The sequence below is a fragment of the Halomonas sp. H33-56 genome, from assembly GCF_040147035.1.
Lineage (GTDB): Bacteria > Pseudomonadota > Gammaproteobacteria > Pseudomonadales > Halomonadaceae > Halomonas > Halomonas litopenaei.
Genome location: NZ_JAMSHP010000001.1, coordinates 3634368 through 3655240, shown reverse-complemented (window position 1 = coordinate 3655240; position 20873 = coordinate 3634368). Strand labels below are relative to the sequence as shown.

The window sequence follows — 20873 nt, the reverse complement described above, 5'->3', positions numbered from 1 at the left end:
CCAACTGGGGTCGGGGCCTCGCCTTGTTCACTGGGTAAAGCGCTGGCAGCCCTTCCAGTAGCGCATCAGCAGCAGGTAGGTGAGGCCCGCCGGGATCAGGCTTGCGTACCAGGACACCGTGGGCATGCTGAAGGCGGCGACGACACCCACCGCGGTGGCGATGAAGGCGGCCAGATTGACGCCACGGTAAGGGCCGTTCTCGTCGTACAGCTTGTCCAGATCCAGGGTACGGCGGCGAATCAGGTAGTAGTCCACCACCAGCACCGCGAAGATCGGGCCGAGGAAGGAGGAGTAGGTCTGCACGAACACCTGCAGGCCGGCGGCAGACTCGTCCTTAACCAGCTCCCAGGGAAAGGTCGCGAAGGCCAGCAGGCCGACGACCACCGTCGCCTTGCGGAAGCTCATCTTGAAGGTGTCCATCAGCACGTAGGTGGGCGGCACCACGTTGTTGAGCACGTTGGTGGTGACCTGGGCGAAGGCGATGAACAGCAGGGTCGTCATCAGCAGCGGAGTGTTGTCCACGGCGTTGGCGAAGACCTTGATCGGGTCGGCCACGCCGGTGGCCTCGGACACCATGTAGCCGATCAACCCCATGAACAGCGTGCAGGGCAGGATCGACATGGCGTAGATGGTGGTCAACAGACCCGGCCCGGTGCCCTTGACGTGCTCGCGGGAGTAGTCGCTGACATTGAGCATCATGGTCGAGTAGATGCCCAGAAACAGCATGGTGGCACCCCAGAAAGGCAGCCCCCAGGAGCCTTCCATGGTCAACAGGTTGGCCGAGAGGGCATCGCCGTAGCGGACCACGGTGCTATAGAACATGTAGACCAGCGAGGCCAGGATGAAGGCGCTACCCACGTTCTCCAGCCACTTGATGCCCTGGAAGCCGAGCACCGACAGGCCGATCTGCAGAAACTGAAAGCCGATGAAGAACACGATCAGGTTGTCGTAGCCGAACAGGGTGGCCGACACCAGGTTCAGGGCGCCCGCTCCGATCCAGCTCTGAAAGCCGTACCAGACGATGGCCGGCACCGCCCTGACCAGTCCTGGCAGACGAGTGCCCTGGAAACCGAAGGCGCTGCGCGCCTGGACCATGAAGGGAATGCCGTACTTGTAGCCCGCGGCGCCATTGATGGCCAGGGCGATGCCGATGACGAAACAGCCGATGGCGATGGCCACCGTGGCCTGGATCAGGTTGAGGGTGCCGACCACGCTGGAGCCCATGGTGAAGGTGCCGATCGAGACGCAGCCACCGAACCAGGCCAGCAGGTAGGAGGTGCGCCCCATGATACGGGTCTTCTGGGGGGCCAGCGATTCGTCGCCGACGCTCTTGGTGGTGGCCTCGGCGACGCCCTGGGGCTCGCCTGGCCGGGAAGTGGAAGTGGTCATCTTGGACCTCGCTCGTTGTGGATTGTTATGGGTCAAGCCTTGTCATGCGGTGAGGGGGCAGAGGGAAGGGGTCAGCGGCCGGTGGTCTCCAGATCCAGATGGGACAGATGCTGGAAGGTGCCGCTGAAAGCCTTGGGTCGGGGAAAGGCCAGGTCACCGGTCTTGCAGGTGCCAAGGCCCAGCCCTACCAGTGCCTCGCTCAGCTTCACCGCCGCCGTCACCCCTTCCACCACCGGCAGGCCCACCTCGCGGCTGATGGTTTCGGTCAGGTCGGCCATGCCGCCGCAGCCCAGCACGATGGCGCCGATGCCGTCCTCGTCCCTGGCACGACGGCTCTCCTCGATGATCTTGTCGAGCGCGCAGTCGCTATCGTCTTCAAGGTCCAGCACCGGGATCTCGGCGGCACGCACTCGGCGACACTGGTGACGGAAACCGTACTGGTCGAGCAGGTGCTCGGCGATGATCACGGTGCGTCCCAGGGTGGTCACCACCGAGAAGCGCGTGCTGATCAGGCTGGCCATATGGAAGGCCGCTTCGGCGATGCCGATCACCGGTGCACGGGTGGCTTCTCGCGCCGCCAACAAGCCCGGGTCGCCGAAGCAGGCCACCACGTAGGCATCGACCTGGGCTTCCCTGTCCATGCGCAGGACCTCCTCGACCACGCCCACGGCGCTGATCGCCTCATCGAAATGGCCCTCGATGGATACCGGGCCACTGACCGGCTGGGAGGCGGTGATGCGCGTGCCTGGCGCGGCGATGGCACTGCCGGCGAGGCGAATCGTCTCGGTCATGCCGGCGGTGGTGTTGGGGTTGATCAGGTGGAGATGCATGCCTGTCTTCCTTCATGGACGAGGAATTAATGTCTTTGTACACAAAATAGATCGATATCGGATACGCATCAAGAACTGAATTGGTCGAACGCGGTTGGCGGGGAAACGCCTTAAAAAACAGTGTATTGAGTGTTTTTATGGTGCGAGGGTCACGATCATGAGGAGTGTGAACTGTAAATGAATACTGGGTTATCGATATAGTCCGTACAATTTCATGGTAATTACTGTATACAGTATGTCGTGTCTGGACTTCATGCGGCCTGTCGTCATGAACGGTATGGGCAGTGAGGGGAGGGCGTGGGCGTGGCCTCGCGGCGAGTTCTGCGGCGAGTTCTGCGGCGAAGTACGATGTGCCTTTTTCCCCTGGTAGGGGATCGATGAAGGTGTTGCCAAGAAAGTGAGTACAGTCTATTTTTAGTTTGTATACATAATGGCGTGCGGTGACGTCACGCACGGCGCGCGAAGGCAGGCGCAAGGGAGGAGCGAAGGCAGGCGCAAACGCTGCGCCCGGAGGGTAGCGTTCAGCTGAAGTGTCTCGTTGAAACGATCGGCTGAAGCGCGCTATTCAGGGAGCCCCAGGCGTCGTTGCTCATGTGTCTGGCTAGGCTCTGTCCGAAAAGTCGACGAGCGAAGGTTAGACAAGGCAAAAATTGGTGAGAAAGCGCAGTTTACAGGGTGTAAATGAGCATTTTGATCCGATTTTTAACGCCGTATTGCCGAGCGCAGGCACTTTTCAGACAAGCCTTAAAAGCGCCTGGTCCCGTGTGCCTGCCACCACGACCCGGGCCCCAGGTTCCAGAAACTGTGTTTCAGGTGCCCATTCAACCGCAGGCGTCCGGGGGCCGCAGGCACGCCACCTTGCTCTGTCGCCTATGTACTTGCACGCTCGCACGGCAGTGGTGGCCCCGGCCATCGCCCGACTTTCAGGAGAAGCTACCCATGACAACAACATCCTATCCGCGTGATCTGATCGGCTATGGTCGCACGCCTCCCCATGCCAACTGGCCGGGCAAGGCCAGGATCGCCGTGCAGTTCGTGCTCAACTACGAAGAGGGCGGCGAGAACTGTGTGCTCCATGGTGACGCGGGCTCCGAGCAGTTTCTGTCCGAGATCATCGGTGCCGACAGCTATCCCGATCGCCATCTGAGCATGGAATCGATCTACGAGTACGGCTCCCGTGCCGGGGTCTGGCGAGTGCTGCGGGAATTCGAACGGCGGGGGCTGCCGTTGACGGTATTCGGAGTCGCCATGGCGCTGGAACGCCACCCTGAACTGGCCCACGCCTTCAAGGAGCTGGGGCACGAGATCGCCTGTCATGGCTATCGCTGGATTCACTACCAGCAGGTCTCGGAGAAGGTCGAGCGGGAGCACATGCGCAAGGCCATCGAGATCTTCGAGCGGCTCTACGGCGAGCGTCCTCAGGGTTGGTACACCGGCCGCGACAGCCCCAACACGCGGCGGCTGATACTCGACGAAGGCGGTTTCCTCTACGACAGCGACTACTACGGCGACGACCTGCCGTTCTGGACCTGCGAGGCCGACAGCCAGGGCCAGCACCATCCGCATCTGGTGGTGCCCTATACCCTGGACAGCAATGACATGCGCTTCGCCGCGCCCCAGGGCTTCAACACCGCCGATCACTTCTTCACCTATCTGCGTGATGCCTTCGATGTGCTCTACGCCGAGGGTGAGGACTCTCCCAAGATGCTGTCGGTGGGCCTGCACTGCCGCTTGATTGGCCGTCCGGGACGTTTTCGCGCCTTGCAGCGCTTTCTCGACCATATCGAGGCCCACGATCGGGTCTGGGTCACCCGGCGGATCGATATTGCACGCCACTGGGCGGAGCAGTTTCCCGCGCCGACGCCGGCGCCGATCGGCTAGAAGGAAAGACGCCGGTCAAGATGACCGGCGTCAGTTTCGGTGAGAGGCTCGGTCAGCCAACCCATTGGATGGCCTGAGCCAGCAGCAGGAAAGCGAGGGAAATCACGACCCAAACGCAAAACAGGGGCAAGAAAAACCTGACCCACTTTTGCCATGGGACACCCGCCAAGGCCAGGGTAGCCATGAAATAGCCTGACGTGGGGTAAAGGATATTGCCGATTCCGTCCCCCAGTTGATAGGCGAGAACAGCCGTCTGACGAGTAACGCCGACAATGTCCGCCAGCGGTGCCATGATCGGCATGGTAACCAGTGCCTGGCCGCTGCCTGATGGAACCACAAAGTTGAAGGCCAATTGGGAGAAGTACATGCCGGCGGCAGAAAGCAGTGAGGGAAGCTCGCCCACAAGATTACCGAGTCCGAAGACCAGGGTATCCATGATCTGTCCATCTTCGAGCACCACGGCGACGCCGCGAGCGATACCGGCGATCATGGCTCCGACCAGCACATCACGAAACCCCTGGTTGAAGCCTTCGCAGATATCTTCGGTAGAGAGACCGGCGATCATGCCGACGACGACACCCATAATGATGAAGAGTCCCGCCATTTCCATCATGAACCAGCCGAGGGAAAGAACGCCGTAGACCAGCAATGCCATGAAGGCAAAAGTGGCAAGAGCCGCCAGGCGTTGGCGGTGAGACGCCTTGAGTTCACCGTCATCCGAGGCATGCTGATAGGCGAGGCGTTTGTCCGCCTCAGCGGGGTCTTCTGCCATCAGGCTAAGGGCGGGGTCGTCAGCCACGCGACGTGCATAGCGCATGACAAAGAAGATGGCGGCACCAAGAATGATTACGAAGATCAGCGCGCGCAGCAAAAAACCTGAATACAGAGGCAGACCGGAGAGCTGCTGTGCGAGGCCGGTGTTAATGGGGTTGAGGACCCCGGTGGTAAAGCCTGCTGTGGTCGCACAGAGCGCGACGGCTGCTGCTGTCATCGAGTCGAAGCGCAGGGCGATCATGAGGGGAAGGATCACCGGCACGTAGACGAGAGATAGCTCTTGTGTGCCGATGATGGTAGCGACGAGTGCAAAGACGGTCATCAACACGGGAATCATCATCAAACGACGGTTGGTGAAGCGTCGACTCAGTTTGTCTACACCGATTTCGATGATGCCGGTACGGCGCAGGACCATAAACATGCCGCCGATCATGAAGGTAAAGAACACGACCTGCCCGGCGCTCATCAATCCATTGGGGATGGCGAGCATGAAGTCGGTGAAGCCAACGGGGCTAGGGTCAACGAATCGAAAGGACTCTGCATCGATGGTGATTCGCCCATTCGGACCTGGAATACGTTCGTACTCACCGGCCGGGACGAAGTGGGTTGCCAGTGCAGCCAACCCGATGAAAATGAAAAGGATGACGTAAATGTGTGGCATGCGAAATGGACTGCTACGTGTCACTGGGCTGGAATCGGGGGTTGTCTGTGACATGTGGTTCTCATCGTTTGTTGATGTATTTGTAGGAAATGGCGAGCGCTTTTTGTCATGACTCATGGCGCAAGAATTGCGCCAGCATGACAGTCAATATTATTATGAAATTTAATTCCACAAGAAAATCTGGTGCAGTGTTTTCGGGGCCTGATCACGGGGTTTTAACGGATTGCATCGCATCAGCCACAACTGAAGAGACGTGTATGCTCGAATTGACCGCACATCCCCTGACGGCGGAGGCCTTCGCCCCCTTTGGCGAGGTCATCGACGCGCGCAGCTCCGCCTCCTTTCCGATCAACGCTGGCCGCACCCAGCGCCACCATGATCTGGTGCCGATCGAGACCCTGGGCGACAACGCGCGGCCGATGATCAGCCTGTTCGTCAGCCAGCCCATCGAGTTGCCGCTGACGCTGTCCTTTCTGGAGCGCCATCCTCTCGGCAGCCAGGCCTTCATGCCGCTGCATGAGGAACGCTTCATCATCGTGGTGGCTCCGGCCGGCGATAGCATCGACCCTGCCGAGGTCCGTGCCTTCGTCACCGACGGCCGCCAGGGCGTCAACTACCGCGCCGGTACCTGGCACGCCATCCAGTCCGTGCTGGAGCGTGAAGGCGAGTTTCTCGTCGTCGATCGCGGTGGTGACGGCAACAATTGCGACGAATACCCCCTCGAGATTCGCGTCACCCTGGGTGAGTGACGAGCCCCGTCGACCGGGCGAAAGACACGGCTGAGCGATACAGCTGCATGGCATACGGGCCAACAACAAGGATTTTTCAATGAGCGCTTCCCAACCGACACGACACTACTATGCGCCCCGCGGTGGGCATCCGGACCAGAAGGTGATGACCACCGACAGGGCGATGTTCACCGAAGCCTTCGCGGTGATCCCCAAGGGCGTCTATCGGGACATCGTCACCAGCAAGCTGCCCCATTGGCACAACACCCGGCTGTGGGTGCTGTCACGGCCGCTGTCGGGGTTCGCCGAAACCTTCTCCCAGTACATCATGGAAGTCGGCCCGGAGGGCGGCAGTGAACGTCCGGAGCCCAACCCTCAGGCGGAAGGCGTGCTGTTTGTCGTCGAGGGGGAGCTGGAGCTGACCCTGGCGGGCCAGGTGCACGTGATGGTGCCCGGCGGCTACGCCTTTATCCCCCCTGGCAGCGACTGGCAAGTGCACAATCGCAGCAAGGAAGCCGTGCGTTTCCACTGGATACGCAAGGCCTACGAACGCGTCGACGGTATCGATCTGCCCGAGCCCATCGTCACCAACGAGAACGATATCGCGCCGACGGTGATGCCGGATTGCAACGAGGTGTGGGCGACCACCCGCTTTGTCGATCCCGACGACATGCGTCACGACATGCATGTGACGGTGGTGACCTTCCAGCCCGGCGGAGTGATTCCCTTCGACGAGACCCATGTCATGGAGCACGGCCTCTACGTGCTCGAGGGCAAGGCGGTGTACCACCTCAACCAGCAATGGGTCGAGGTCGAAGCGGGTGACTACATGTGGCTGCGCGCCTTCTGCCCGCAGGCATGCTACGCCGGTGGTCCCGGTCCGTTCCGCTATCTGCTGTACAAGGACGTCAATCGGCACATGAAGCTGCCGACGCTGGACTGACCGACCAGGGCCTCGACCCGGAAAGCGAGCTCGATCGAGGCCCCCGACCCCTCACGCCCTTTACTAGGAACCTGCTGCGTGCTGCTCCTGACGCAGCAGGGTTTCCAGCGCGGGGGCCTCCATCGGGCGGTAGAGCAGGAAGCCCTGCATCAGGGTGACGCCGATTCGCTCGAGGCGAGCCTCCTTGGCGTCCTTGTCCACGCCCTCACAGATGACCTGCAGGCTCAAGTGCCGGCACAACTGGTACACCGATTCGACGACACTGGCCTGGCGGGGCAGGTGGATATTGTCGATCAGCGTCTTGTCCAGCTTGATGAAGTCCACGCCAAGCTGGCTCAGGTAGTTGAAGGAGGAGTATCCGCTGCCGAAGTCATCCAGTGCGAACTGGACGTCCATGGATTGAAACAGCTTGATATCGGAAAGCGTTCGGGGAAGGTCCTCGAGCAGGGCCTGTTCGGTGATCTCGATGCCCAGCGAGTTGACCGGGCAATCGTTGAGCGCATTGAAGAAGCATCGCCGGACGTTGCCGCTGGAAAAGAACAGCGGCGTCACGTTGATGAACAGACGCTTGGACAACCCCGCCTCATTCCACTGCCGCACATGGTGAGCGGCAGTCCTTATCACCCAGCATTCGATGCCTTCCATGACGCCGGGGTGGTGGCGCAGCACGTCCAGAAACTGTGGGGGATGCAGCAGGCCCTGGGCATCGCGATAGCGCAGCAGGGCCTCGATGTGCTTGATGCGGTGAGTGCTGACGTCGACGATGGGCTGGAAGACCAGTTCGAGCTGGCCTTCGTTCAGCCATTTCAGGGTTCGGTCTGCCTGCTTGATACGACTCCAGCGGCTGACGTTCTCTTCCATCAGCACAATATCCAGGGCGTCATCGCCAAACGCCGAGTCGTTTGCATTGCGCGAGGGAAAGACCGGGTATTCGTCCTTGCTGGAGCGCTCGCGGTGAACATAGCGGCGCCACGCCACGCTGTATATCAGCACCCCGCAGCCGATACAGGTCAGTTGCAGCAGCATCGATGGCAGGTAGACGCCGTCGAAAGCCAGGTAGCTCGAGATCAGATAAGGCACCGCCCAGTGGACGCTGTTGGGTGGCGGCGCTACCCAGCCCATGGACATGGCGGCGTAGGCCAGGCTGGCATTGATCGTCGGCACCGAGATAAAGGCCCAGGCCATGCGCAGGTTGAACACTAGCGGTATGCCAAAGACCAGGGTCTCGCTGATGTTGAACAAGGTCAGCGGGGCGGAGATGCGCGCCAGCGACTTGTACTCCCGGCGTGAACTCACCACCAGCATCACCAGCATCAGGCACAACACCGAGCCCGCCCCGCCCGGGGTGGCGTAGAGGGTGAAGAACTCCGGCGAAGGCAGCCCCAGCACGTCACTCTTGTTCTGCAGGTATTCGAACACCCCCAGCATGGTGGCGTAGCCGTGGATGGCGAACAGCGACAGCACCTGCAGAAACATCACGAACAGGATGACCTCCAGGTGATAGGGAATACGGTCGACCAGCAGCGCATAGATGTCCTGGGCGTAGCGATCGGCGAGGGCGACGAAGGCAAAGCGCAGCACGATGGCCAGCATGACTGCCATGACGCCAGGCAGCACGTAGCGCAGGTTGAAGGTGATCATCTGGCTCATGACCACTCGCTGGGGATGGCTCCGGGTACTTTCCCGAGCGAACAGTTTGAAGGTGGTGTGGGTCAGCAGGATGGCGGGGTAGATGGCGATGGTCGACCCCAGACTGCGGGTCTGCTGTCCCACTTCGGAGTAGAGCTGGTCCCAGCCGCACAGGATCCAGAACACCGGCAGTGACACCAGCATGACGGCCGGTGCACGGATGCGGTTGTGGCTGTTCAGTGACCAGCTCAACGACAGCAGGATCACTTCGGGAAACAGCTCTCCGAGATAGCGGGCCAGGTGGCTGACATAGACGGCGATGCCGGTGTCGATGCCAGCGAAGTGAAACAGATTGGCGGCCACGGTCACCGCCGCCATCACGATGACGTAGGGCAGGATCGACAGATAGGCGTTGCGAATGGCCAGCAGGGTGCGATGCGCCGACAGGCTGGACAAGCGCTCATCGATATCGCGAAAGTTGGCCATCGTGTCGATCACCGTGGCAGTCGATCTCGAGCGCCCGGTGACGCTTGCGCGCAGGAGAGCGGGGCAGGGGCAAGAGCAAGAGCAAGAGCAAGAGCAAGAGCAAGAGCGTCATTGGCTGGCGCACCATGAAACGCAGGGCAAGGTTGCCTTCCCGTCTGGTCATCAGAGGCGATTGGGGCGGGTGCCCGCCAATCCGGCGGCCTGTCCCTTATGTGCTTTGAACCGCACAGTTTATCGAGTATAGCCCGTTGCTGTTCGGGTGAGTGTTCCTGTTCCACTCACTCTTCTTGACGTTTCCTCTGGTTCATCCGCACGGCGCCGTGCTTTCGAACCTTTCCTTGTCCGCGCGACCGCCAGTTGTCGCGCGATTCGCTCTGATGGGTGACGCCCGTTACGGCACATCTCGCCGATCACTCGTTGTATCAGGGACTTGCCTACGCAAGTTGGCTGACGCCAACGGGCTAATGGAAAAAATTTCCAAAATTGTTTGCGGGCCGCTTGTCTGGCTGCTAGAAATAATGGAAAGAGATTCCAAAAAAACAGTTTCGTATGATGTTGCGCTGCAAAAATGTATACAATAATAGACGATTCAGGAGATGCATCATGACTCGCATGACTGCTGCCGACGCCGCTGTTCACGTACTCATCAAGGAAGGTATCGAGGTGGCCTTCGGCGTGCCCGGGGCCGCGATCAACCCCTTCTATTCGTCGATGCGACGCGTCGGCGGGATCGACCATGTGCTGGCGCGCCATGTCGAGGGCGCCTCCCACATGGCTGAAGGCTATACCCGCACGAAGGCCGGCAATATCGGGGTCTGCATCGGCACCTCCGGGCCTGCCGGAACCGACATGATCACCGGGCTCTACTCCGCCAGCGCCGACTCCATACCGATCCTCTGCATCACCGGCCAGGCTCCGGTCAGCAAGCTGCACAAGGAAGACTTCCAGGCGGTGGATATCCAGGCCATCGCCGGGCCCGTGACCAAGTGGGCGATCACCGTGCGGGAGGCGGCCCAGGTGCCGCACGCCTTCCAGCAGGCCTTCCAGATCATGCGTTCCTCGCGTCCGGGGCCGGTGCTGATCGATCTGCCCATCGACGTCCAGTTGACCGAGATCGAGTTCGATGTAGACGCCTATGAGCCCCTGGCGGCCTACAAGCCGCGGGCCAGCCGTGCCCAGTGCGAAAAGGCCCTGGGTATGCTCAACGAGGCCGAGCGCCCCTTGCTGGTGGCGGGAGGAGGCATCATCAACGCCGACGCCGCCGGCGAGCTTCAGACCCTGGCCGAGCTGCTCGGAGTGCCGGTGATTCCGACCCTGATGGGCTGGGGCGCGGTGCCGGACGATCACCCGCTGATGGCGGGCATGGTGGGGCTGCAGACCTCCCACCGCTACGGCAACGCGACCCTGCTCGAGTCGGACTTCGTGATGGGGATCGGCAACCGCTGGGCCAACCGTCACACCGGCAATCTCGAGACCTACACCGAAGGCCGCACCTTCGTGCACGTCGATATCGAGCCGACCCAGATCGGGCGCATCTTCGGCCCCGACTACGGCATCGTTTCCGACGCCAAGGCGGCGCTCGAGATGATGGTCGAGGTGGCCCGCGAGTGGCGTGAACAGGGGCGGCTCAAGGATCGCAGCGGCTGGGCCGAGTCCTGCCAGGAGCGCAAGCGCACCATGCTGCGCAAGACCCACTTCGACGATGTGCCGGTGAAGCCCCAGCGGGTCTACGAGGAGATGAACAAGGTCTTCGGTCGCAACGCCCGCTACATCAGCACCATTGGCCTTTCACAGATCGCCGGGGCCCAGTTCCTGCACGTCTATCGACCGCGCCACTGGATCAACTGCGGTCAGGCTGGCCCCCTGGGCTGGACCATTCCTGCCGCCCTCGGTGTCTGCCGGGCGGATCCCGAGGCCGAGGTAGTGGCGCTGTCGGGGGACTATGACTTCCAGTTCATGATCGAGGAGCTGGCGGTTGGGGCGCAGTTCAAGCTGCCCTACGTCCACGTGCTGGTGAACAACGCCTATCTCGGCCTGATTCGCCAGGCCCAGCGCGGCTTCGACATGGACTACTGCGTGCAGCTCGCCTTCGAGAACATCAACTGCGAGGAGATCGACGGCTACGGCGTCGACCATGTGTCGGTGGTCGAGGGACTGGGCTGCAAGGCGCTCAGGGTCAGTCGGCCCGATGACATTGCGCCGGCGCTGGAGCAGGCCCGCGAGTTGGCCCGTCAGCACCGCGTGCCGGTAGTGGTCGAGGTCATCCTCGAGCGGGTCACCAATATCGCCATGGGCACCGACCTGACCGGTATCAACGAGTTCGAGGCGCTGGCCGAGAACCTCGAGGACGCACCGAGTTCCATCGCTGCCTTGACCTGATTCAGCTCGAACTGAGAGCGACGGCCGCCGTGGTCTGGCGGTCGTCGATCGACGAAGTGTCTTACGCGCAACAGGAGATTTTCATGGCCAAGTTTGCCGCCAACCTGAGCATGCTGTTCACCGAAGTGGACTTTCTCGATCGCTTCGAGGCCGCCGCCAAGGCCGGCTTCCAGGGTGTCGAGTACCTTTTTCCCTATGATCATCCCGCCGAGGAGATCAAGGCGCGGCTCGACGCCCATGGCCTGACCCAGGTGCTGCACAACCTGCCGGCCGGCGACTGGGCCGCCGGAGAGCGCGGTATCGCCTGCCACCCGGATCGCGTCGAAGAGTTTCGTGCCGGCGTCGACACCGCGATCGCTTACGCCACCACCCTGGGCTGTGGTCAGGTCAACTGTCTGGCCGGCATCGTGCCCCAGGGCGTCAGTCAGGACGAGGCTCACCGTACGCTGGTCGACAACCTGCGCTACGCCGCCGAACGCCTGGCCGACGCCGGTATCGTGCTGTTGGCCGAGCCGATCAATACCCGTGATATCCCGGGCTTCTTTCTCCATCGCACCGAACAGGCGCTGGCGCTGTTCGATGAGGTGGGCAGCGACAATCTGAAGCTGCAGTACGACATCTATCACATGCAGATCATGGAGGGCGACCTGGCGCCGACGATGGAGCGTCATCTCGCACGCATCGCCCACGTGCAGCTGGCGGACAACCCCGGACGTCACGAGCCGGGCAGTGGCGAGATCCACTATCCCTTCCTTTTCGCCCACCTCGACCGGATCGGCTATCAGGGCTGGATCGGCTGCGAGTACAAGCCGGCCACGACCACCCAGGAAGGCCTGGGCTGGTTCGACCAGGCCGGGGCGTGATCCCGATATTCGTAACCCCCTGAAAGATCAGGCAAGGAGAATCACAATGAGCAAGATCGGTTTTATCGGACTGGGCATCATGGGGCGTCCCATGGCAGGACATCTGCTGGATGCCGGGCATGAGTTGGTCAGCGTCAAGCGCGGCAAGCTCGACGCGACCCTGGCCGACAAGGGGCTCAGTGAGGTCGCAAGCCCCAGGGCCGTGGCCGAGGCCAGCGAGGTGATCATCACCATGGTCCCCGACACCCCGGATGTCGAAGACGTCCTGTTCGGCGAAGACGGCGTGATCGAAGGGCTCAAGCCCGGCACCCTGGTGATCGACATGAGCTCGATCGCCCCCCTGGCGACCCAGGAATTTGCCCGTCGTATTCACGAGGCCGGGGGCGAGTATGTCGACGCGCCGGTATCCGGCGGCGAGGGGGGCGCCATCAATGCCGCCCTGACGATCATGGTGGGCGCCACCGAGGAAGGCTTCAAGCGTGCCTTGCCGCTGTTGGAGGTGATGGGCAAGACCATCACGCATATCGGCGGTCACGGGGCCGGGCAGACCTGCAAGGTGGCCAACCAGATCGTGGTGGCGTTGACCATCGAGGCGGTATCCGAGGGATTGCTGTTCGCCTCCAAGGCCGGTGCCGACGTGGCCAAGGTGCGTGAGTCGCTGCTGGGTGGTCTGGCCCAGTCGAAGATCCTCGACGTGCACGGTGAGCGGATGATCCAGCGGACCTTCGATCCTGGCTTTCGTATTCGCCTGCATCAGAAGGATCTCAATCTGGCACTGGAAGGAGCGCGAGGGCTCAATCTGGCGCTGCCGGGTACCGCCAACGCTCAGCAACTGTTCCAGTCCTGTGCCGCCCTGGGTGGCAGCGACTGGGATCACGCCGGTATTGTGCGTGCCCTCGAGGCCCTGGCCGATCACGAAATCGGTCAGTAGACGGGTTCGAGCCCTCGGGCCGGCAAGGTCCGGGGGCCGGGCAGGGAGATGACTGCTCCCTGAACGGCGGGTGTGAGGTCGTCACTCGTCGGGATCGCGCAGGCGATCCTTGCTCGCCGATGGGCCCCCCCATTTTTCCCATCGGTGAGCTCTTTTTGCTGTCAGGCGACGCTTGATGCCAGGCGATGCTGACCTGAGCCCTGGTTGTCCTTCTTCCTGGGCATCTCTCTCGTATCGACGGAAAGAGGGATTGCGATAGCCTCTTGAGCAAGGCAGCCTTGAACAGGTATCACTGCTGGCGAGCCCCGCTATCACGAAAGTTTTGTAGTTTAATTACAGGTCGCGATCAAATTTTCCTGCGCTGGAATTGGCGTGCTCGAATTCCGTGATGATCCTTGTCTATCATCAGGTTGCGCCTAACCTTGGCGCATCGTAGAGGTGGTGGCACCAGCATCTTGGCCTTTAGTGGTGGTCGCTACAGCGATCATTTTGTAGTAAAATTACAGGATTCGGATCTGGATGCCATCGAAGTGGCTTCTACCTATCCTGCTTGCGTCATTTTCGAACCAGTCGAGGACAGCATGAGCCAACTCCCGCATACCCCCGTACGTCGTACCAAGATCGTTGCCACCCTCGGGCCCGCCAGTGATCGTGAAGGGGTCCTGGAGGAGATGCTGCGTGCCGGCGTTGACGTGGTTCGCCTCAATTTTTCCCATGGCAGCGCCGACGACCATCGCCGCCGCCTGAACGAGGTCCGGACCATCGCCGATCGACTCGGTCGCAGTGTGGCCGCGCTGGGGGATCTTCAGGGACCCAAGATCCGCATCGCCCGCTTCGCCGAGGGGGCGGTCAATCTGGAAGAAGGCGCTGACTTCGTCATCGATGTGTCGATGGATTCCCAGGCTGGCGACGCCACCCGGGTCGGCTGCGACTACAAGGAACTGGCCGACGACGTGGCCGGTGGCGACCGTCTGTTGCTGGACGATGGCCGCGTGGTGCTGGACGTGGACCGCGTCGACGGCAGCCAGATCCATACCCGTGTGGTGGTCGGCGGCAAGCTGTCCAACAACAAGGGCATCAACAAGCAGGGCGGTGGCCTGTCGGCGCCGGCACTGACCGACAAGGACAAGGAAGACCTCAAGACCGCCATCGATATCGGCGTCGACTATCTGGCCGTGTCCTTTCCGCGCACCGCCGAGGACATGCTGGAGGCGCGTCGCCTGCTGGGCGAGGCCGGCGCCGAGATCGGCCTGGTCGCCAAGCTCGAGCGCGCCGAGGCGGTGGCCTCCGATGAAACCCTGGATGGCATCATCGAGGCCAGTGAGGCGGTGATGGTGGCGCGTGGTGACCTGGGCGTCGAGATCGGTGACGAGAAGCTGATCGGTACCCAGAAGCGCATCATCAAGCATGCCCGCAGCCATAACCGCGCGGTGATCACCGCCACCCAGATGATGGAGTCGATGATCGAGTCGCCGCTGCCCACCCGGGCCGAGGTGTTCGACGTGGCCAACGCGGTGCTGGACGCTACCGACGCGGTGATGCTGTCGGCCGAGACCGCCGCCGGCGACTACCCGGTGGAAACCATCGAAGCCATGGATCGCGTCTGTCTGGGCGCCGAGCGCGAGCGTATCGCCCAGGAGTCCGGGCACCGCATCCACGAAGGCTTCGAGCGCATCGACGAGACCATCGCGCTGTCGGCGATGTACGCCGCCAACCATCTGGAGGGGGTGGCCGCCATCGCCTGCATGACCTCCACCGGTTATACGCCGCTGATCGCCTCGCGCATCCGCTCGGGCCTGCCGATCGTCGGGCTGGCCCACAACCCAATCGCCCAGCGGCGCATGGCGCTGTATCGCGGGGTCATCTCGCTGCCCTTCGACACCAGCGAAATGTCCGCCTCCGAGCTCAACGACCGCGCCCTGGAGCGTCTGGTCAACCACGGCGTGGCCGTGCCGGGGGACCACGTCATCCTGACCCGCGGCGACCACATGAACGCCCACGGCGGCACCAATACCCTGAAGATCCTGGACGTCAACGACGGTCACGTCGCTGGCTGAACCTTCACTCAGCCCGATGCACAGGTTCCGCGCCCGATCCAATGGATCGGGCGCGGTCGTTGTGGGGTGCCACCACTGGTGTATACATATGATGCGCTGAATGTGGTGCAATGGCAGAAAACGTGAGAAGGTCAAGCTTTCCAAGATGATGGGTAGGCAGCAATGAGCAACGCCTGGCAGCAAGAGGTGCTGGCCGAGATCAAGGCCGGGGGACGCATCAGCGATGGGGATATCGTACGCCAGGTTCGCCGAGCCGTGTTGGCCCAGCGGCTGCCGCCGGGCACTCGACTGCCCGAGGTGACGCTGGGCGAGGTGTTCGGCGTGAGTCGTTCGGTGGTGCGCAAGGCGCTGACGCGTCTGGCCTCCGAGTACGTGGTCGACCAGCGTCCCAATCAGGTGGCGCGGGTGCGCTCACCGGACGTGGACGAAACCCGCCAGACCTTTGCCGCCCGGCGTCTGGTGGAAGGTGAGCTGGCGGCGCTGACCGCCGGCACGCTGCCATCGACGGTACTGCTGCAGATCGAGGATCGTGCCGACCGTGAGCGTCAGGCCTTTCTCGCCAATGATGAGCCTTCGCGCATCGAACATTCCCTGGCGATCCACCACCTGCTGGCGGAGCATTCTCCCAACCGGGTGCTGGGCACCATGCTCACTGACCTGATCCTGCGCACCTCGATCGTTATCGCGCTGTACAAGCGCCAGGGGCTCGGTAGCTGCTATCTCGAGGGCGATCACCACCGTCTGCTCGAGCACCTGCGCAGTGGCGACGCCGCAGCCAGTCGCAACGACATCGAGCATCACCTCGACAGCCTGATGGGCCTTCTCGACCTGGGACCACGGGACAGCCGTATCGACCTCAAGTCGATCCTGGGCGGCGAGGGTTGAGGCGAGACTCCTTTCTTCCTGATTGCCGCCGCGAGCCGTGTTGATCATGCGTTTTCCCTTGTCGATCCTTCTCCTTGGCCTGTCTCTCGGACTTGCACCGATGTCCGCCGTGGCCGACCGGGTTCACGTCGCGGCGGCGTCTTCGCTACAGCTCGCGATGCCCTCCTTGATCGAGCGCTTCAAGACGAGCGACAGCGACGCCAGCAAGGATGGCGACATCGACCTCAGCGTCACCTTCGGCGCCTCGGGCAATCTTCAGCGCCAGATCGAACAGGGGGCGCCCTTCGCGTTGTTTCTGTCGGCGGACGAGCGCCGCGCCCGGGACCTCGAGCAGGCCGGGCTGACCCAGGGCGAGGGCGTCGACTATGCCCAGGGCCGGCTGGTCTGGCTGCAGCGTGACGATCGACCGCTGCCGCCGCAGGACGCACCGCTTGAGGCGGTGCGCGAGGCGGTCGCAGGGCTTGAGCAGGGCGGCCCTGCGCGGCGTATCGCCCTGGCCAACCCGCGCCACGCCCCTTATGGCATGGCCGCCCGCGAGGTACTCGAACGCCAAGGGCTGTGGCAGGCAAGTGAACCCCTGCAACTGTTGGGTGAAAACGTCGCCCAGGCCGCCCAGTTCGCGCTGTCCGCCGAGGCCTCCGGTGGCCTGGTCGCCTATTCCCTGGTCAAGGCGCCACGCCTGGCCGAGCGCGCTGCCTGGCGGTTGATCCCGGCTGACTGGCATCGACCGCTGGTACAGCGCATGGTGCTGCTCGAAGGGGCGGGCGCCGGCGCCGAGGCCTTCTTTGACTTCTTGCAGACGCCCGAGGCGCAGGAGATTCTGCGGGATTATGGCTTCACTGCGCCCGTGACCGGCGAGTAGCCGCGTTATGGACGCTCTGGCGCTGGTCGTCTCGCTCAAGCTGGCCTTGCTGACCAGTCTCTTGTTGCTGGCACCGGGTATCTGGCTTGGGCGGCGCCTGGCCCACAGCCGGTCACGCTGGCGGCCGCTTGCGGAATCCCTGGTGGCACTGCCGCTGGTGATGCCGCCCACCGTCATGGGCTTCTACTTGATGCTCACCTTCAGTGCCGACGCCCCGCTGGGCGGCGCCTGGCAGGCGCTGACCGGCACCAGCCTGAACTTCTCCTTCAGCGGCATCCTGCTGGCCTCGCTGGTGGTCAACATTCCCTTCGCGGTACAGCCGATCCAGCGTGCCTTCGAGGCCTTGCCGGACCACCTGCGTGAGGCCGCCTGGTGCAGTGGGCTATCGACCTGGCGCACTTTTATGACCATCGAACTGCCGCTGGTGATGCCTGGTGTCATCTCGGCGCTGGCGTTGACCTTTGCCCACACCCTGGGGGAGTTTGGCGTCATCCTGATGGTGGGCGGGGCCATCGATGGCGAGACCCGCACCCTGGCGATTTCCATCTACGACCACGTTCAGGCCTTCGACGAGGGGGCCGCCGGGGTGATGTCAGCGCTGCTGCTGGTGGTCTCCTTCGTGACCATTGCGGTGGTCTACGGGCTGGCGGCGCGCCGCCGCTGGCGGGGGCGTTGAGCATGCACCATCACCAGGATGTCCATACGGGACTCGACGTCGACCTGGCCCAGCCCGGGCCGATCCCGCTCGAGGCGCAGTTCGCCTGCCGTCCCGGGGAGTTGCTGGCGCTGGTCGGACCTTCGGGCAGCGGCAAGTCGACCCTGCTGCGCGCCATCGCGGGGCTCTATGCTCCCGCCTCGGGGACGGTGCACTGTGGCGGTGAGCGGTGGTTTGACGCCGAACAGGGGGTCGTGTGGTCGCCGCAGCGGCGCAGGGTGGGGCTGGTGTTTCAGGACTATGCGCTGTTTCCTCATCTCGACGCCGCCGACAATATCGCCACCGCCCTGGGCCACCTGCCGCGGCGTGAACGTCGCCTGCGAGCCGCGCACTGGCTAGAGCGAGTCAACCTCGAAGGGCTGGAGCGGCGCCTGCCGCGAGAGCTGTCCGGCGGCCAGCGTCAGCGGGTGGCCTTGGCCAGGGCGCTGGCCAGGGAGCCACAGGTGCTGCTGCTCGACGAACCCTTCTCGGCGGTGGACCAGGTGACGCGCCGTCGGCTTCAGCGTGAGCTGGTGCAGTTGCGCGAACGCCTCAATATCCCCATCGTGCTGGTCACCCACGACCTCAACGAGGCCAGCGCCCTGGCCGATCGCCTGTGCGTGCTGCATGGCGGCCGGACCCTGCAGCAGGGCACCCCGAGCGAGCTGTTCCGGCGCCCCGACAGTCCCGAGGTGGCGCGCCTGCTGGACCGGCCGAACATCTTCAGCGGGCGAGTGGTCGATACCGCCCAGGGACTGCGCCTTGGCTGGGGCGAGTGGTGTCTTGAGGTGGCCGCAGGCCTCGAGGGACTCGGCGAGGGAGCCAGGGTGACCTGGTACCTGCCGGAATCCGATATCGTGCTGCAGCGCCGCGACCGGCCCTCCCGCGGGGTGCGGGAAAACCTGGTCACCGCGCGGGTAGACGAGCTGCTGGTGCTGGGCGGACAGAGTTCCGTGACCCTGAGGGTGCCCCACGAAAGCCAGCCCCTGCGCTTTGATATCTCGACCCACGCCGCCAGGCGCAATGGACTCGAGCAGGGTGCCTGGGTCAATGTCTCGTTGCTGGCTGCTGGCATCCACCTGATGCAAGCGGATAAGCTGCCTGCCTTGCCTGCCGATGACCATCCTGACTGAGAGGCCTCCATGACCCTGACTCGCCGTCGATTCCTCAGCTCCCTGGCGCTCGCGCCGGTGGCGTTTTCTACTCCCTTTCTGGCGACGTCGGCCTTTGCCGCCGCCGACAGGGAAGAGGTAACCCTGGTGGTCCATGGATCCCAGGGGCCGAGTCGTCTGACGGTCGAGGTGGCCGACGAGGCGGCGGAGCGCAACCGTGGGCTGATGGGGCGCGAGCGACTGGCCGATGACGCCGGCATGCTGTTTCTCTACGCCAGTCCCCAGGGGGTGCATAACGGCTTCTGGATGTATCAGACCCTGCTGGCGCTGGATATCGCCTTTATCGGTGCCGACGGACGCATCCAGGAGATTCGTCGCATGGAGCCCTGCCAGGGCGAGGCCCAGGAATGTCCGACCACCCGCCCGGCGTCGCGCTACCACGCTGCCCTGGAGGTCAAGGCCGGGACGTTCGAGGCGCTGGGCGTCGGTCCCGGCGACTGTGTCAGCTGGCCGGGCAGCAGCGAGAGCTGCAGCGGCTAGGGGTCCTTGCTGGGGGCGGTGGGTACCGGCGGGGTGGCGGGAGCACGACGAGGCCCGAAGCGGATGACGATCAGCGCCACCCCGGCGACCACCATGCCACCACCGCCCAGCTTGTAGGCGTTGACGCTGTCACCCAGCAGCACGATGCCGAGGATCACCGCCAGCACCGGCACCAGCAGCGTCAGCGGTACCACCCGGTTGACGTCGTGGCGCCGGATCAAGCCAAACCAGATGCCGTAGGCCAGGATCGAGGACATCAGGGCGGTGTAGAGCACCGCCCCCCATCCCGCAAGGCCGGCGTCGAGCATGGCCTGCCAGTGGTTGTCCTCGAACCACCAGGAGGCCAGCGCCAGTTGGGGAGTGGCGAACAGCGCGATCCAGCCGGCAATCGCCATCGGCGAGACCTTGGGTCCGAGCTTGATCAATAGCTGGGATACCGCCCAGCCCAGTGCGCTGGCCAGCAGCAGTGCGGTAGGCAGCGGCGCCGGCAGGGTCGGCCCGCCGGCCAGCACGCCAATGCCGCCGAACGACAGCAACAGTCCCACCAGGCGTTTTGCGCCGAGCCGCTCCCTGAGAAAGATCACCGCCAGCAGGGTGGCGAAGGGCGTACCCATCTGCACCAGCAAGGCACCGGTACCCGCCTCGGCCTGGCCGAGCCCGATGATCAGCAGGGCGAAGTTCATCACCCCGAAGGTCACCGACAGCAGTGCCAGGAAGGGCAGGTGATGGCGCGCCACCGGATGAAAGGGCACCAGCAGCGCGGCCACCAATGCCAGGCGCAGGGTGGTCAGGAGCAAGGGCGGCATGTCTGACACGCCAAGCTTGATGACGATGATGTTCAACGCCCAGATGACGATGACCAGGAGGCCGAGAAGGAGGTCGCGTAGGGGCACCGGTCGTCCTTGATGGGTAAAACGAGCAGCATAGCAGAGCCCCTGGGCCGGTCCGAGGGGCGCCTTCGTTCGACTGCCTTGTTCACCGCGTCATGCTAGCACCCCCTTCGCAGACGTTTGGTGTCCACGCTCTCACAAGCTCCAGCCGTGCAGCCCTCGCACGAACGACATGGCGAGGACATCTGAGCGTGCGTGTCCGAAGGCCAACGGGCCTTTCGCGCATCGCGCGGCACTTGTCGCGGATTACCGTTTGCAGGCATATTGAAAAGTCGACAAGATCAATACGTTTCTCCCTTAATCACCACACTCGACCCCCAGCCTTCGCCAGGCTAGATC

17 protein-coding genes are annotated in these 20873 nt (G+C 63.1%); 12 read left to right on the top strand and 5 right to left on the bottom strand.

Features of this window, described 5'->3' with window-relative positions; all coding sequences use genetic code 11:
* Positions 1–27: 27 nt before the first annotated feature.
* The gene (locus NFH98_RS15575) at positions 28–1389 is read right to left on the bottom strand and encodes an NCS1 family transporter (protein ID WP_108132433.1); all 1362 of its coding nucleotides are present in this window, start codon (positions 1387–1389) and stop codon (positions 28–30) included.
* Positions 1390–1460: 71 nt separating this feature from the next.
* Complete coding sequence (locus NFH98_RS15570; protein WP_108132434.1) at positions 1461–2219, bottom strand: aspartate/glutamate racemase family protein; 759 nt, start codon at positions 2217–2219, stop codon at positions 1461–1463.
* Between the two features lie 939 nt (positions 2220–3158).
* Here NFH98_RS15570 and puuE point away from each other — a divergent pair.
* Positions 3159–4100 carry an allantoinase PuuE gene (puuE, locus tag NFH98_RS15565; protein WP_045995184.1) on the top strand — a complete coding sequence of 314 codons (942 nt, stop codon included), beginning with the start codon at positions 3159–3161 and terminating at the stop codon, positions 4098–4100.
* 52 nt (positions 4101–4152) lie between these two features.
* On the opposite strand, the gene NFH98_RS15560 is transcribed toward puuE, so the two are convergent.
* Entirely contained in the window at positions 4153–5589 is a 1437-nt protein-coding gene (locus NFH98_RS15560) for a YfcC family protein (RefSeq protein ID WP_108132436.1), read from the bottom strand.
* A 203-nt stretch (positions 5590–5792) separates the two neighbouring features.
* Here NFH98_RS15560 and NFH98_RS15555 point away from each other — a divergent pair, with 203 nt between their 5' ends.
* Both NFH98_RS15555 and NFH98_RS15550 read left to right on the top strand, forming a co-directional pair.
* Positions 5793–6284: an ureidoglycolate lyase gene (locus NFH98_RS15555; RefSeq protein ID WP_108132437.1), complete on the top strand. Its 492-nt coding sequence runs from the start codon at positions 5793–5795 to the stop codon at positions 6282–6284.
* A gap of 79 nt (positions 6285–6363) precedes the next feature.
* On the top strand, positions 6364–7206 hold the full coding sequence (locus tag NFH98_RS15550) for a bifunctional allantoicase/(S)-ureidoglycine aminohydrolase (protein ID WP_045995186.1): 843 nt from the start codon (positions 6364–6366) through the stop codon (positions 7204–7206).
* A gap of 63 nt (positions 7207–7269) precedes the next feature.
* On the opposite strand, the gene NFH98_RS15545 is transcribed toward NFH98_RS15550, so the two are convergent.
* On the bottom strand, positions 7270–9321 hold the full coding sequence (locus tag NFH98_RS15545; protein WP_108195011.1) for an EAL domain-containing protein: 2052 nt from the start codon (positions 9319–9321) through the stop codon (positions 7270–7272).
* Between the two features lie 603 nt (positions 9322–9924).
* Between NFH98_RS15545 and gcl the strand changes: the two genes are divergently transcribed.
* The 9 genes from gcl (at position 9925) to NFH98_RS15500 (ending at position 19644) form a co-directional block, all read left to right on the top strand.
* Positions 9925–11700 (top strand): glyoxylate carboligase, encoded by a 1776-nt coding sequence (gene gcl, locus NFH98_RS15540; protein WP_213229135.1) that lies wholly within the window; start codon positions 9925–9927, stop codon positions 11698–11700.
* Positions 11701–11783: 83 nt separating this feature from the next.
* On the top strand, positions 11784–12563 hold the full coding sequence (hyi, locus tag NFH98_RS15535; RefSeq protein WP_348814741.1) for a hydroxypyruvate isomerase: 780 nt from the start codon (positions 11784–11786) through the stop codon (positions 12561–12563).
* 46 nt (positions 12564–12609) lie between these two features.
* The gene (locus NFH98_RS15530) at positions 12610–13494 is read left to right on the top strand and encodes a 2-hydroxy-3-oxopropionate reductase (RefSeq protein ID WP_349622925.1); all 885 of its coding nucleotides are present in this window, start codon (positions 12610–12612) and stop codon (positions 13492–13494) included.
* A gap of 581 nt (positions 13495–14075) precedes the next feature.
* Positions 14076–15551 carry a pyruvate kinase gene (gene pyk, locus NFH98_RS15525; RefSeq protein ID WP_045994096.1) on the top strand — a complete coding sequence of 492 codons (1476 nt, stop codon included), beginning with the start codon at positions 14076–14078 and terminating at the stop codon, positions 15549–15551.
* A 162-nt stretch (positions 15552–15713) separates the two neighbouring features.
* Entirely contained in the window at positions 15714–16436 is a 723-nt protein-coding gene (locus NFH98_RS15520) for a GntR family transcriptional regulator (RefSeq protein WP_045994095.1), read from the top strand.
* A 46-nt stretch (positions 16437–16482) separates the two neighbouring features.
* Positions 16483–17298, top strand: a complete 816-nt coding sequence (modA, locus tag NFH98_RS15515) for a molybdate ABC transporter substrate-binding protein (RefSeq protein WP_349622924.1) — start codon at positions 16483–16485, stop codon at positions 17296–17298.
* Positions 17299–17305: 7 nt separating this feature from the next.
* Positions 17306–17974, top strand: a complete 669-nt coding sequence (modB, locus tag NFH98_RS15510) for a molybdate ABC transporter permease subunit (RefSeq protein ID WP_222515969.1) — start codon at positions 17306–17308, stop codon at positions 17972–17974.
* A 2-nt stretch (positions 17975–17976) separates the two neighbouring features.
* Positions 17977–19125 carry an ABC transporter ATP-binding protein gene (locus tag NFH98_RS15505; RefSeq protein WP_108448254.1) on the top strand — a complete coding sequence of 383 codons (1149 nt, stop codon included), beginning with the start codon at positions 17977–17979 and terminating at the stop codon, positions 19123–19125.
* Positions 19126–19134: 9 nt separating this feature from the next.
* Positions 19135–19644, top strand: a complete 510-nt coding sequence (locus NFH98_RS15500; RefSeq protein WP_045994092.1) for a DUF192 domain-containing protein — start codon at positions 19135–19137, stop codon at positions 19642–19644.
* Here NFH98_RS15500 and NFH98_RS15495 read toward each other — a convergent pair.
* Positions 19641–20537, bottom strand: coding sequence for a DMT family transporter (locus NFH98_RS15495; RefSeq protein ID WP_348814739.1), 897 nt, complete (start codon positions 20535–20537; stop codon positions 19641–19643). The genes NFH98_RS15500 and NFH98_RS15495 overlap by 4 nt on opposite strands.
* Between the last annotated feature and the right edge of the window lie 336 nt (positions 20538–20873).

Excerpts from the sequence above, each read along its gene's own strand:
- NFH98_RS15530 (WP_349622925.1), top strand. The coding sequence starts at position 12,610 with ATGAGCAAGATCGGTTTTATCGGACTGGGCATCATGGGGCGTCCCATG.
- pyk (WP_045994096.1), top strand. The coding sequence starts at position 14,076 with ATGAGCCAACTCCCGCATACCCCCGTACGTCGTACCAAGATCGTTGCC.
- modB (WP_222515969.1), top strand. The coding sequence starts at position 17,306 with ATGGACGCTCTGGCGCTGGTCGTCTCGCTCAAGCTGGCCTTGCTGACC.
- NFH98_RS15555 (WP_108132437.1), top strand. The coding sequence starts at position 5,793 with ATGCTCGAATTGACCGCACATCCCCTGACGGCGGAGGCCTTCGCCCCC.
- gcl (WP_213229135.1), top strand. The coding sequence starts at position 9,925 with ATGACTCGCATGACTGCTGCCGACGCCGCTGTTCACGTACTCATCAAG.
- NFH98_RS15500 (WP_045994092.1), top strand. The coding sequence starts at position 19,135 with ATGACCCTGACTCGCCGTCGATTCCTCAGCTCCCTGGCGCTCGCGCCG.
- NFH98_RS15505 (WP_108448254.1), top strand. The coding sequence starts at position 17,977 with ATGCACCATCACCAGGATGTCCATACGGGACTCGACGTCGACCTGGCC.
- NFH98_RS15575 (WP_108132433.1), bottom strand. The coding sequence starts at position 1,389 with ATGACCACTTCCACTTCCCGGCCAGGCGAGCCCCAGGGCGTCGCCGAG.
- NFH98_RS15550 (WP_045995186.1), top strand. The coding sequence starts at position 6,364 with ATGAGCGCTTCCCAACCGACACGACACTACTATGCGCCCCGCGGTGGG.
- hyi (WP_348814741.1), top strand. The coding sequence starts at position 11,784 with ATGGCCAAGTTTGCCGCCAACCTGAGCATGCTGTTCACCGAAGTGGAC.
- NFH98_RS15545 (WP_108195011.1), bottom strand. The coding sequence starts at position 9,321 with ATGGCCAACTTTCGCGATATCGATGAGCGCTTGTCCAGCCTGTCGGCG.
- modA (WP_349622924.1), top strand. The coding sequence starts at position 16,483 with ATGCGTTTTCCCTTGTCGATCCTTCTCCTTGGCCTGTCTCTCGGACTT.
- NFH98_RS15570 (WP_108132434.1), bottom strand. The coding sequence starts at position 2,219 with ATGCATCTCCACCTGATCAACCCCAACACCACCGCCGGCATGACCGAG.
- NFH98_RS15560 (WP_108132436.1), bottom strand. The coding sequence starts at position 5,589 with ATGTCACAGACAACCCCCGATTCCAGCCCAGTGACACGTAGCAGTCCA.
- puuE (WP_045995184.1), top strand. The coding sequence starts at position 3,159 with ATGACAACAACATCCTATCCGCGTGATCTGATCGGCTATGGTCGCACG.
- NFH98_RS15520 (WP_045994095.1), top strand. The coding sequence starts at position 15,714 with ATGAGCAACGCCTGGCAGCAAGAGGTGCTGGCCGAGATCAAGGCCGGG.